The sequence below is a fragment of the Streptomyces sp. NPDC035033 genome (assembly GCF_040636735.1).
In the GTDB taxonomy this organism is placed as follows: Bacteria; Actinomycetota; Actinomycetes; order Streptomycetales; family Streptomycetaceae; genus Streptomyces.
Genome location: NZ_JBEZUZ010000008.1, coordinates 101166 through 113722 on the forward strand (window position 1 = coordinate 101166; position 12557 = coordinate 113722).

A 12557-nucleotide genomic window follows, 5' to 3' on the forward strand; every position below is an offset into this window, starting at 1 on the left:
GACCTTGAGCGATCAAGGTCCGCCGGCCCCAGGACCCCCGTATCAGACCCACAGCCTTACAACCCTGAGAGGGATTGACGCATAGTGCTCGACGTCAACTTCTTCGACGAGCTCCGGATCGGTCTGGCCACCGCTGACGACATCCGTCAGTGGAGCCACGGCGAGGTCAAGAAGCCGGAGACCATCAACTACCGCACCCTGAAGCCCGAGAAGGACGGACTCTTCTGCGAGAAGATCTTCGGTCCGACCCGGGACTGGGAGTGCTACTGCGGCAAGTACAAGCGCGTCCGCTTCAAGGGCATCATCTGTGAGCGGTGTGGCGTCGAGGTCACCCGCGCCAAGGTGCGCCGCGAGCGGATGGGCCACATCGAGCTGGCCGCTCCCGTCACCCACATCTGGTACTTCAAGGGCGTCCCGTCGCGCCTCGGGTACCTGCTCGACCTCGCTCCGAAGGACCTGGAGAAGGTCATCTACTTCGCGGCGTACATGATCACGTACGTCGACGACGAGCGCCGCACCCGCGACCTGCCGTCGCTGGAGGCCCACGTCTCCGTCGAGCGCCAGCAGATCGAGCAGCGCCGCGACTCCGACCTGGAGAACCGCGCCAAGAAGCTCGAGTCCGACCTGGCCGAGCTGGAGGCCGAGGGCGCCAAGGCCGACGTGCGCCGCAAGGTGCGCGAGGGCGCCGAGCGCGAGATGAAGCAGCTGCGCGACCGCGCGCAGCGCGAGATCGACCGTCTGGACGAGGTCTGGTCCCGCTTCAAGAACCTCAAGGTCCAGGACCTGGAGGGCGACGAGCTCCTCTACCGCGAGCTGCGTGACCGCTTCGGCACGTACTTCGACGGCTCGATGGGTGCCGCGGCGCTGCAGAAGCGCCTGGAGTCCTTCGACCTGGAGGAGGAGGCGGAGAAGCTCCGCGAGATCATCCGCACCGGCAAGGGCCAGAAGAAGACCCGCGCGCTCAAGCGCCTCAAGGTCGTCTCCGCGTTCCTGCAGACCGCGAACAGCCCCAAGGGCATGGTTCTCGACTGCGTGCCGGTCATCCCGCCGGACCTCCGTCCGATGGTGCAGCTCGACGGTGGCCGCTTCGCGACCTCCGACCTGAACGACCTGTACCGCCGCGTGATCAACCGCAACAACCGTCTGAAGCGCCTGCTCGACCTCGGTGCCCCCGAGATCATCGTGAACAACGAGAAGCGGATGCTCCAGGAGGCGGTCGACGCCCTCTTCGACAACGGCCGTCGCGGTCGCCCGGTCACGGGCCCCGGCAACCGTCCGCTGAAGTCCCTCAGCGACATGCTGAAGGGCAAGCAGGGTCGTTTCCGTCAGAACCTGCTCGGCAAGCGTGTCGACTACTCGGCGCGTTCCGTCATCGTCGTCGGCCCGCAGCTCAAGCTGCACCAGTGCGGTCTGCCGAAGGCCATGGCGCTTGAGCTCTTCAAGCCGTTCGTGATGAAGCGCCTGGTCGACCTGAACCACGCGCAGAACATCAAGAGCGCGAAGCGGATGGTCGAGCGCGGCCGCACGGTCGTCTACGACGTCCTCGAAGAGGTCATCGCCGAGCACCCGGTCCTGCTGAACCGTGCGCCCACGCTGCACCGCCTCGGCATCCAGGCCTTCGAGCCGCAGCTGGTCGAGGGCAAGGCCATCCAGATCCACCCGCTCGTCTGCACCGCCTTCAACGCGGACTTCGACGGTGACCAGATGGCCGTGCACCTGCCGCTCTCCGCGGAGGCGCAGGCCGAGGCCCGCATCCTGATGCTGTCCTCGAACAACATCCTCAAGCCGGCCGACGGCCGCCCGGTGACGATGCCGACCCAGGACATGGTCCTCGGTCTGTTCTTCCTCACCACCGACGGCGAGCTGCGCGACGTCAAGGGCGAGGGCCGCGCGTTCGGCTCCACGGCCGAGGCGATCATGGCGTTCGACGCCGGCGAGCTGTCGCTGCAGTCGCAGATCGACATCCGCTTCCCGATCGGCACCGTTCCGCCGCGCGGCTGGGTCCCCCCGGTCGCCGAGGAGGGCGAGCCGGAGTGGCAGACGGGTGACTCGTTCCGCCTGAAGACGACCCTGGGCCGCGCGCTCTTCAACGAGCTGCTGCCCGAGGACTACCCGTTCGTCGACTACTCGGTGGGCAAGAAGCAGCTCTCCGAGATCGTCAACGACCTGGCGGAGCGCTACCCCAAGGTCATCGTGGCGGCGACGCTCGACAACCTGAAGGCGGCCGGCTTCCACTGGGCGACCCGTTCGGGCGTCACCGTGGCCATCTCCGACGTCGTCGTGCCCGAGGCCAAGAAGGCCATCGTCAAGGGCTACGAGGAGCAGGACGAGAAGGTCCAGAAGCAGTACGAGCGCGGTCTGATCACCAAGGAAGAGCGCACGCAGGAGCTCATCGCGATCTGGACCAAGGCGACCAACGAGGTCGCCGAGGCGATGAACGCGAACTTCCCCAAGACGAACCCCATCTTCATGATGGTTGACTCGGGTGCCCGAGGAAACATGATGCAGATGCGGCAGATCGCCGGTATGCGTGGTCTGGTGTCGAACGCCAAGAACGAGACCATCCCGCGTCCGATCAAGGCGTCCTTCCGCGAGGGCCTCTCCGTCCTCGAGTACTTCATCTCGACGCACGGTGCCCGTAAGGGTCTCGCCGACACCGCCCTGCGTACCGCCGACTCGGGTTACCTGACCCGTCGTCTGGTGGACGTCTCGCAGGACGTGATCATCCGCGAGGAGGACTGCGGCACCGAGCGCGGTCTGAAGCTGCGGATCGCGGCGAAGGACGAGGCCGGCGTGCTGCGCAAGGCCGAGGACGTCGAGACCAGCGTGTACGCGCGCTGCCTCGCCGAGGACGTCGTCATCGACGGCAAGGTGCTGGCCCCGGCCGGCGTCGACCTCGGTGACGTCCTCATCGAGCAGCTCGTCCAGGCGGGCGTCGAGGAGGTCAAGACCCGCTCGGTCCTGACCTGTGAGTCCGCCGTCGGCACCTGCGCCATGTGCTACGGCCGCTCGCTGGCCACCGGCAAGCTGGTCGACATCGGTGAGGCGGTCGGCATCATCGCCGCCCAGTCCATCGGTGAGCCCGGCACCCAGCTGACGATGCGTACCTTCCACACCGGTGGTGTGGCCGGTGACGACATCACCCAGGGTCTGCCGCGTGTCGTCGAGCTCTTCGAGGCCCGTCAGCCCAAGGGTGTCGCCCCGATCTCCGAGGCGGCCGGCCGCGTCCGCATCGAGGAGACCGAGAAGACCAAGAAGATCGTCGTCACCCCGGACGACGGCACCGACGAGACGGCGTACCCGATCTCGAAGCGTGCCCGTCTGCTCGTGGGCGAGGGCGACCACGTCGAGGTCGGCCAGAAGCTCACCGTCGGTGCGGTCAACCCGCACGACGTGCTGCGCATCCTGGGCCAGCGCGCGGTCCAGGTCCACCTGGTCGCCGAGGTCCAGAAGGTCTACAACTCGCAGGGCGTGTCGATCCACGACAAGCACATCGAGATCATCATCCGGCAGATGCTGCGCCGCGTGACGATCATCGAGTCCGGCGACGCGGAGCTGCTGCCGGGCGAGCTGGTCGAGCGGTCGAAGTTCGAGACCGAGAACCGTCGTGTGGTCACCGAGGGCGGCCACCCCGCCTCCGGCCGTCCGCAGCTGATGGGTATCACCAAGGCCTCGCTGGCGACGGAGTCCTGGCTGTCGGCCGCCTCCTTCCAGGAGACGACCCGAGTCCTGACGGACGCGGCGATCAACGCCAAGTCCGACAGCCTCATCGGCCTCAAGGAGAACGTCATCATCGGTAAGCTCATCCCGGCCGGTACGGGTCTGTCCCGCTACCGCAACATCCGGGTCGAGCCGACCGAGGAGGCCAAGGCGGCGATGTACTCGTCCGTCGGCTACGACGACCTCGACTACTCGCCGTTCGGCACCGGCTCCGGCCAGGCCGTTCCGCTGGAGGACTACGACTACGGTCCGTACAACCAGTAAGCGAGTCGCTCGACCGGAGGGCGGTCACCCCGTTGCGCACGGGGTGGCCGCCCTCCGGGGTTTCCGGGCGCGCTCAGCGCCCGGCGAGCTCCCAGACGGCGACGAGCACGCCCGCGCCCGCGGTCAGCGCGGCGATCGAGGCGAGCGGCCAGCGGGCCCGCTCCAGGTCGTCGAGCCGGGCCTCGTGGTCGGCGAGCTGCTTGTCGGTCTGGTCGCTGCGCTGCACGAGCAGGGCGAGCGAGCCGTCGACGCGGGCGAAGCCGGCTTCGAGGGTGCCGCGGAGCCGCTCCAGTTCGAGCGCGACCGCGACCGGGTCGTTCGGGTCAGCCTCGGTCATCGGCACCGCCGGCTTCCGTCCGCAGCCACGCGGGCAGCAGGAGCTGGACGGCGGGGACCGCCATCGCCCGGGTGAGGGCGCCCGCGACGGCGAGCGCGCCGGCGACCCAGGGCAGGGTGGCGGGGAGGCCGGAGGCGTCGACGAGCGCGGGCAGGACGACGGCGATGCCGACGGCGGTCTGCAGCACGGTGCGGGCCGTGCGCTTCGCGGCTTCGGACACGGGGGTTCTCCTCACTTCGTGTACGGGACCTTCAGCGCGTTCCAGGAGGCGGCGCCGGGCCAGCCGTCGGCGTCCGCGCCGCGGAAGCCGAGCTTGTGCTGCCAGGCCGCGTACGAACGGCGGTCGGCCTCGGTCCAGCGGGGGCCGGGACCGACCTGGTAGCGGCCGCAGCCCTCGGCCGTCAGCCGGCGGCCCATCGCGGTGATCACGGGGGAGCTGGGCGCGGACCGGAAGAACGCGGTGCCGGGGAAGGGGTGGTGCTTCGGCGCGGGCTTCCGGCCGGCCGGCGGCTTCGGGGCGGGGGCGGCGCCGAGCCGCTTCTGGACCCGGTCGCGCATCCCCGGCATGCCGAAGCCCTTGGGGTCGCTCTTCCAGTCGGACCACTCCAGGTGTCCGATGACGGACTTGGCGCCCCAGCCGTGGGCCCGGCACAGGGCGGCGGAGACCCGTTCGATCGCGTCGAGCTGGGCGGCCGGCCAGGGGTCGGTGCCGTTGCCGAGGTTGACGCACTCGAAGCCGTAGAAGCGGGAGTTGCCGTCCACGGCGCCGGGGCTGCCCTGGTGCTCGCGCGGGACCGGCGGCCGGTCGCCGTACGCCTCGGTGACCACGGCCCGCAGGACGGACGGGTCGCCGCCGCCGGCGTGGTTGGCGCGCCCGGCCGAGACCAGGTGGACGGTGCCGTCCTTGGCGATCACGCCGTGGCAGAGCGGGCCGGGGAGGCTCTCGTAGCCGTCGAAGCACATCGCGACGGAGGACGCGGTGCCGCTGGACACGGTGTGGTGGATCATCACGCCGGCGACCGGGCCCCAGGCGCCGGCCCGGTTGCGGTGGTGGGTGCGCCAGCCGGGGTGCTCGACGACGGTGACGCCTTCGGCGCGGAGCGCGGCGAGGAGCCGGTCCGCGGACAGGGGAGTGGCCAACTGTTCTCCTCCAGACATGCGGGAGCCCCGGCCGTCGGCGGCGCGGGGCGGACGTGCGGGCGGGACGCGGCGGTCACGGGACGGGCGCCGGCTCGGGTTCGGGGGCGGGCGGGGCCGGGGCCCAGGCGGCGCAGAGCGCGGCGAAGGCGGCCCGGCGGGACTCGAAGTCGGCGAGGGCGGCGGCGACCGCCCGGACGACCGCGTCCGGGTCGGGCACCGCGGGGCGCCCGCCCGCGGGCTGGACCATGGTGAGGCCGTGGCCGCGCAGCTGGGCGCCGCCCTCGCCGCTCTCGACGACCTGGGCGGTGACGTACACCGCCGGGTACTCGCCGGTCATCGGGTCGCGCTCCAGCGGGCCGCCGAGGGTGTTGTCGTACAGCCGCAGGTCGACGGTGTGGCCGTGCTCGGCGACGGTGCCGCGGCCCGCGTAGTCGATCTCGACGCCCCAGGGGTGGTGCGGATCGGGGATCACGGGGTGCTCCTTCTCGGGAGGGGTCAGGTCTGGCGGCCGTGCATCAGCACCGGCTGGGCGTAGACGGTGCCGGAGGCGCTGGTGACGACGGCCTGGACCTCGACGGTGAGGTCCTTGCCGAAGTCGGCCTGCGGGTCGGTGGTGACGGCGGCGGTGTGGTCGAAGACCGTTCCGGCGGCCACCGTCGGACCGAACGGGGCGCCGCCGACCAGCACCCGCACCTGCCCGGCGGCCCCGGAGGAGACCCGGGTGAGCATCCGCAACCGCATCTTGGGCTGCCAGAGGGGGTTCTGGGACTGGGCGATCGTCGTCCAGGAGGTGGCGGTGGTGGCCGGCCAGTTCGCCGGGGCCAGGTCCTGCGGCGGCAGCATCGGCAGCCAGGGCCGGGCGAGGCCGCCGGTGAGGATGTCGTCGGAGAGGATCTCGTGGCCGTAGGCGTCGTTGACCCGCAGCACGGGCTTGGTGCCGCCGGGGCCGCTGGTGGTGAACTGGGCGACGAGGACGGCCGTCGCGGGGTCGTGCGGGTCGGACTGCCGCTTCAGGGTGAGCGAGCCGTTGGTGAGTTCGGTCAGCGGCGGGCGGACGTTGACCGCGGTGGACAGGGCGTTGATCCGGCGCTCCATCTGGATCAGCCGGTCGACGATGTCCTCGGGCAGCAGGGCCATCAGGCTTCCTCCAGGGCGAGTTCGGCGGTGTCGGGGCGGCCCCGCTCGGCCGGCCGGACCTTCACGCCGACGATCCGGTAACGGGCGTCGAGCCCCGTCGGGTGCCATTCGTCGGTGATCCGGACGCGGGCGGTGCGGCCGAGGAGGGTCGAGGGGACGACGTCGGAGAGCCGGATGCTGAGCTCGGGGATGAGGACCGAGCCCTGGGCCTCCTTCAGGGCGGCCCGGGCCAGCGCGTCGAGCGTGGCCTTGTCGCTGATGTCGTTGTAGTCCGCCGACAGGTCCAGCCGCGGCCAGCGGTCGGGCAGGTCCGTCGCCGTGATCTCGTCCGACAGGGTCGGCCGGGAGGGGGCGGCGGCGTTGTTGTTGGCGGTGGCGCCGCGGGCGAGCGAGGTGGTGCCGCCGCGGGTGGCGTCGTCCGGGAGGGAGTAGCTGAGGATCGTGCCGGGGCGGTCGAGGACGACGTCCGTGGCGCCGGCGCGGATCTTGGGGGAGCCGAGCCGGAGCCGGCGCACCCGCCGCCCGTCGGACGGGTCGCGGTAGACGAGGATCTGGTACTCGACGCCGTCCTCGTACGCCGCGAGCTGGTCGAGCGCCTCCTGGTAGGCGGTCTCGTCGCCGAGCTGGTAGGAGGCGGAGCGCGGCACCTCCTGCGCGGGCACGTCGTCGCCGGGCTCGACGGCGCTCGCCCCGAGGCCGGCGCCGAGCCGCGCCCACAGGTCGCGGACGATCCCGAACTGCTCGACCTGGTGGTACTTGACCTCGGTGCGGATCCGGCGCCGGGCCGCGTACGAGTCGAAGGTGGACGCCTGGACGCCGAGGGTCACCACGCCGCGGTCGCTGCCCTGGAGGTTGGTGGTCCAGACGATGCCGCCCCACCACAGGAAGCCGCCGCGCTCCAGGTAGACGGTGGTGCGGCCGGGCTTGATCTTGCGGGCCCGCTCGGCCATCGCGCGGTCGGGCACGGGGACGGTGCCGGAGAGCGAGCCGGCGCGGCCGATGTAGTCCTCGAAGGAGACGTCCCGCAGCGGCAGGATGTCGAGGGTCTGGTCGGTCACCAGGTCGCAGAAGACGGCCCGGTAGGGGGTGTCGAGACTCATGGGACGGACCTCACGGAAGGATGTAGGTGGCGCTGACGCGGACGTTGCGGCCCGGGACGAGCGCGCCGTTGGAGACCCACGTGCGCAGGGTGACCTGGCCGCTCGTGGAGAGCCAGGCCGAGCCGTCGCCGAAGCCGTCCGAGGCGATCGCGTCGACGCCGAGGGCGGGGCGCCAGCCGGAGGGCAGGGTGCACAGCGGCTCGTCGTTGATGTTCCCGGCGCTGTTGGCGTCGATCTGGGCGCCGCTGCGGGTGAGCGTCACCTGCGTGGTGCACAGTCCGCCGCGGGTGCGCCGGGCCTCGTAGCCGACCAGGGTCCAGCCGGTGAGCGCGACCGCGCCGGCCGTGACGGACTCGGTCTCCACCGGCGGGTGGTAGGTCGCCCAGGCGGTGCCGTTCCACCGCTGGAGGACGCCGTTGTGCTCGCGGTACTGGCCGGTGTAGCCGCCGACGGAGAGCGCCCCCTGGGGGGCGATGCCGCCGATCTCCCGGGGGTACGCGACCCAGCCGGTGCCGCTCCACCGCTGGAGGTGGTGGGCGATGTCGTTGTCCTGGTACTGGCCGGGGTAGGCGCCCGGCACGCCGGCGTTGTTGTAGACGGGCAGGATGCCGCCGACCGCGACGGTCGTGGCCCGCAGGTCGGTGAGGTCGCCGCCGGTCCAGGCGATGCCGCCGGTGCCGGCGGAGGTCCCGGCCTTGACCCGGACGGTGAAGAGCGGCAGCGAGGCGGGCGGGACGGGCGGGGCGACCGGGTCGGCCTTCGCCTGGCCGACGACGACCTCCAGGACGGCCTCGTACCGGGTGAGGCTGTCGAACTCGTCGTCGTACACCCGCAGGACGACGAGGTCGATCCGCGGGTGGAGCGGGTCGCCGTCGCCGAAGGTGAGGACGGTGTCGCCGTCGAGGGCGACGGGGTACGCGCCCTGTTCGGGGCGGCCCTGGACGAGGGCCCGGCCGGCGTGGACGGTCGCGGTCATCGGGCCGCTGCCGGCCATGGACAGGCCGCTGACCCGGTACCTGCCGTCGGTGGAGCCCGGCAGGATGCCGGAGCGGGAGACGAGCGGGTCGACGGGGACGCCGGCCCCGAGGTCGGTGAGGCGGGTCGTCCGGCGGGTCTGGCCGCTGGGCAGCAGCCAGCCGGGGCGCAGGGGCATGGGGTTCTCCTCTCGGTGGCCGGATGGCCGGGGCGGGGCTACGGCAGCGGGTCGACCTTGATGAAGGAGTTGTCGAAGGACGCCTTGTAGCCGAGGGTGTTGGGGACGATCCGGAAGAAGGCCGTCAGCGTGTAGGTCGCACCCGGCGTGAGGTTCGAGATCCGGCGGGTGCTGGAGACCGAGACCGTGGTGGCGCTGGCGGCCATGGCCGCGTACTCGTCCAGGGGGGCGCTGATGACCGTCGAACCCAGGCTCAGCTCCAGCGCCATGTACGCGTAGTGGTCGTCGCGCGACCGCACGCGGGAGCCGAAACCGACGGCGACCGCCTTCGACGGCGGGGCGACGAAGCTGACCCGGAGCGGGTTGGTGGCCCTCTTCTCCAGCGTCGCGGTGTAGGTGCCGGACCCGGTCTCGCCCTGGTCGGCGGTGTCGGCGAAGTACGGGCCGGGCACGGCCGGCACCCAGGCGGTGCCGTTCCAGCGCTGGAGGACGCCGGTGGGGGAGTCCCGGTACTGGCCGGTGTAGCTGGCGGTGAGGGAGGAGGCGGAGTTCGGGACGATGCCGCCGAGCGCGGACGGGTAGGCCACCCAGGCGCCGCCGTCCCAGCGCTGGAGGGCGCCGCCGGCGTCCTGGTACTGGCCCGGGTAGGCGCCGGGCTGGACCGGGCCCTCGACCGGCAGGATGCCGCCGAGGCTCACCACCGGGGTGCGCAGGTCCTTGAGCGAGGTGTTCCACGGGATGCCGCCGTTGCCCGCGCTGACGCCGGCCGGCACCAGCACCTCGTACAGCGGCAGGCAGCGCTCGGGGACCAGCGGGACCTGCGGGTTCGGTTCGGCGGTGCCCTGGATGATCTCCAGCTTCGCCTCGTACCGCTGGTTGTCGTCGTACAGGTCGTCGTAGATCTTGAGGACGATCAGGTCGATGCGGTTGTACGCGTTGCCGGGCGCGAAGGTGAGGGTCTCGGAGGTCGGCAGGGTCACCGGGTAGGCGCCCTGGGAGATCTCGCCCTGGATGACGGCCCGGCCCTCGGAGACGGTCGCGGTCATCGGGGCGGAGCCGAAGGTCCAGAAGCCGGCGAGCCGGTACTGGCCGTCGTAGGAGCCGGGCAGGATGCCGGAGCGGACCTGGACGGGGTTGGCGAGGGTGGTGACGCCGGTCTGGGTGAGGCGGGTGTCCTCGCGGGTCTGGCCGATCTCGGCGACCCAGCTGCTGCGCAGGTTCACGGGGGTTCTCCAATCAGAGGAAGGCCGGAGGAGGGGCGGCGGGCGTCAGGACCTGAGCCACTCGGCGGTGAGGTTGCAGGCGTAGCCGGAGCCGCCGAGGGTCTTGAGCGACGCGGTGTGGCTGTGGAAGCCGGCGAGCTGGAGGGTGTCGCCGGCGACGAGCTTGAGCACGCCGCTGCCGCCCACCGAGACGGCGCCGTTGCCGGCCGGGAGGAGCCAGGTCATCCGGGACTGTCCGGCGCCGCTGACCAGGATCCGGGCGCCGCGCATGCCGGTCTGGCCGTCGCCGGCGAAGGTGGCGTGGGCGGAGACCCGCCACCAGCCGCCGCGCGGGACGGTGTAGGTGGTGGTGCCGTTCCAGCCGGCGCCGTCGTCGACCTCCACGGTGGGCAGGCTGAGCGTGGTCCAGGTGTTCACCGGGACGGTCTGCTGCTGGGCGGTCAGCCACTGGGTGGCGCTGAGCAGCAGGGTCGCGGCGCCGTCGGTGTACTGCCAGGCGGCGCCGTCCCAGCGCTGGAGGCCGCGGCCGGTGTCCCGGAACTGCCCGGCGTAGGAACCGGAGGTCGTGGTGGACGGCGCGATGCCGCCGATCGCCTTCGGGTACGAGACCCAGGTGGTGCCGTCCCAGCGCTGGAGCAGCCCGGCGGTGTCCCGGTACTGGCCGGGGTAGGCGCCCTTGAAGCCGCTGGCGGGCATGATCCCGCCGAGGGCGACGACCGGCCAGTGCTGGGTGGTGACCGCGCCGGAGTTCCAGCCGATGCCGCCGGTGCCGGCCGAGGTGCCCTTCGGCACCTTGACCGTGTAGAGCGGGAGGACGCTGCCCGTGCCGCTGGGCGGCACGACCGGGGTGGCGCTCGCCTCGCCCTTGACCAGGCGGATGACGGCCTCGGTGGTGCCGGTGCGGTCGTAGGGCTCGTCGACGACGGCCAGTTCGATCAGGTCGATCCGGTCGTACTGGGCGTCGCCGTCCGCCAGGGTCAGGGTCTCCGGCGCGGTGACGGCGACCAGGTAGGCGCCCTGGGCGGTGTCCTTGCCCTGGACGATCGCGCGGCCCGTGCCGATGGTGGCCTGCATGGGCGCGCTGCCGGTGAGCGCGAGCCCGCCCGGCAGGACGCCGGGCCGGGAGCGCAGCGGGGTCTCCGTGGTGCTCTGGCCGCTGGGGGTGAGGAGGGCGGCGAGGGCCAGCCGGGTGTCCTCGCGGGTCTGCCCGGTGGGCTGGAGCCAGGCGGCTCGTACGGTCATGGGGTCACCTCGGGTCGGGAGAGGGGAAGCGGTACGGCCGCCGGGCGGCGGCGCGCGGCGGCCGCCCGGCGGCGCGGGTCGGGCGCCGGGGTCCGGGCGCCGGGGCTCACGCGGAGCGGGCCGTGCGGCACGGGTCGGGCGGCGCGGGGCGTACGGAGCGGGCCGGGGCGGCCGTCACCACTCGGCGCTGCGCCAGCGGACGGTCATGAGGGCCTGCTCGGTGCCGTCCTCGGGCCGGAAGGACAGGTCGGTGCGGCCGGGCTCCAGGACGAACAGCTCCTCCGGGGTGGAGTCGGCCATCGCCGTGTGCAGCCGGGAGGCGGAGTTGTTGAGCATGACCGTGCCCGCCCGGGTGTCGACGGTGAGCTCGTCGCCGGCGGCCAGGTCGATCGCGTACCGCAGCCGGCGCCGGCTGAGCCGCTCGGTGACGCTCGGCATCGAGCAGGGGCCGCGGAAGACGATCACCGGGTGGGTGGGGGCGGAGCCGGTGTTCTCGACGACGGCGTCGCCGGTGCTCTTGGCCTCGCCCCAGTCGAGCGGCCAGGTCAGCGGCCAGGTGATGCCGGCCTCCGGCTGCGGGGGCATGGTGGAGACGATCTGCTCGTTGACCGCGTACCGGCGCGGGTCGGCGGCGAGCCACTGCACGGACACGCGGGAGCTGCCCTGGGTGGCGAAGCCCTGGTCGGCGGGGACCACCCGCTGGGCGATCCGGGCCCGTACGGCGAGGGTCTCGCCGTGCAGCCGGACGGCGAGCCAGCGCTCCTCGTCGAGCAGGGCCAGCGCCTGCCGCAGCGCCCGGACGGCCGCGGGGGCGCCGCCGTGCTCGGGCACCAGCACGATCGTGCCGCCGGTCTTGCGCGGCTTGGCGTAGCGGGAGCCGGGCCAGGCGCCGTGGGAGGTCGGGCGGTCGGCGTCGGAGGAGTCGTACTCGGGCAGGTCCTCCCAGCCGGACAGGCCGGACTTGTCGACGGCGAAGGGGGTGCCGGGGCCGATGAGCAGCCCGGCCCACTGCATCTGCCCGTCCTGGGTGATGAGCGAGCCGGGCGCGAGGTCGGCGGTGTGGGAGTTTCCGGCGTACGGGATCGTGGTCTCGGCCATGCGGCCGTCACCTCACTTCGGATGGGCGTGCGGAAAGGACCGGGCGGCCCGGGTCCTTCGGGGGTTCGGGCCGCCGGGCCTTCGGGGGGCGGCGCGGAGGCCGGCGGCGCGGCGCGGAGGCCGGCGGCTGCTCAGGCTCGGGC

Annotated in this window: 11 protein-coding genes; 1 reads left to right on the forward strand and 10 read right to left on the reverse strand. The window is 72.4% G+C overall.

Features of this window, described 5'->3' with window-relative positions:
• The first annotated feature begins 84 nt into the window (after positions 1-84).
• The gene (locus tag AB0E83_RS06050; RefSeq protein ID WP_362106557.1) at positions 85-3984 is read left to right on the forward strand and encodes a DNA-directed RNA polymerase subunit beta'; all 3900 of its coding nucleotides are present in this window, start codon (positions 85-87) and stop codon (positions 3982-3984) included.
• A 73-nt stretch (positions 3985-4057) separates the two neighbouring features.
• Here AB0E83_RS06050 and AB0E83_RS06055 read toward each other — a convergent pair whose 3' ends face one another.
• The 10 genes from AB0E83_RS06055 to AB0E83_RS06100 all read right to left on the reverse strand — a co-directional run bounded on the left by AB0E83_RS06055 (position 4058) and on the right by AB0E83_RS06100 (position 12414).
• On the reverse strand, positions 4058-4321 hold the full coding sequence (locus AB0E83_RS06055; RefSeq protein ID WP_362106560.1) for a hypothetical protein: 264 nt from the start codon (positions 4319-4321) through the stop codon (positions 4058-4060).
• Positions 4308-4541 (reverse strand): hypothetical protein, encoded by a 234-nt coding sequence (locus AB0E83_RS06060; RefSeq protein ID WP_362106563.1) that lies wholly within the window; start codon positions 4539-4541, stop codon positions 4308-4310. The genes AB0E83_RS06055 and AB0E83_RS06060 overlap by 14 nt, the downstream gene beginning before the upstream one ends.
• An 11-nt stretch (positions 4542-4552) precedes the next feature.
• The gene (locus tag AB0E83_RS06065) at positions 4553-5461 is read right to left on the reverse strand and encodes a peptidoglycan-binding protein (protein ID WP_362106566.1); all 909 of its coding nucleotides are present in this window, start codon (positions 5459-5461) and stop codon (positions 4553-4555) included.
• A gap of 73 nt (positions 5462-5534) precedes the next feature.
• Complete coding sequence (locus tag AB0E83_RS06070) at positions 5535-5933, reverse strand: ATP-binding protein (protein ID WP_362106569.1); 399 nt, start codon at positions 5931-5933, stop codon at positions 5535-5537.
• Between the two features lie 23 nt (positions 5934-5956).
• On the reverse strand, positions 5957-6598 hold the full coding sequence (locus tag AB0E83_RS06075) for a hypothetical protein (RefSeq protein ID WP_362106572.1): 642 nt from the start codon (positions 6596-6598) through the stop codon (positions 5957-5959).
• Positions 6598-7698, reverse strand: coding sequence for a hypothetical protein (locus AB0E83_RS06080; protein WP_362106575.1), 1101 nt, complete (start codon positions 7696-7698; stop codon positions 6598-6600). Before AB0E83_RS06080 ends, AB0E83_RS06075 begins: the two co-directional genes overlap by 1 nt.
• Before the next feature lie 10 nt (positions 7699-7708).
• Positions 7709-8851, reverse strand: coding sequence for a hypothetical protein (locus tag AB0E83_RS06085; RefSeq protein ID WP_362106578.1), 1143 nt, complete (start codon positions 8849-8851; stop codon positions 7709-7711).
• Positions 8852-8889: 38 nt separating this feature from the next.
• On the reverse strand, positions 8890-10074 hold the full coding sequence (locus AB0E83_RS06090) for a hypothetical protein (RefSeq protein WP_362106581.1): 1185 nt from the start codon (positions 10072-10074) through the stop codon (positions 8890-8892).
• 45 nt (positions 10075-10119) lie between these two features.
• Entirely contained in the window at positions 10120-11316 is a 1197-nt protein-coding gene (locus AB0E83_RS06095; protein WP_362106583.1) for a hypothetical protein, read from the reverse strand.
• A 174-nt stretch (positions 11317-11490) separates the two neighbouring features.
• The gene (locus AB0E83_RS06100) at positions 11491-12414 is read right to left on the reverse strand and encodes a phage tail protein (RefSeq protein WP_362106586.1); all 924 of its coding nucleotides are present in this window, start codon (positions 12412-12414) and stop codon (positions 11491-11493) included.
• Between the last annotated feature and the right edge of the window lie 143 nt (positions 12415-12557).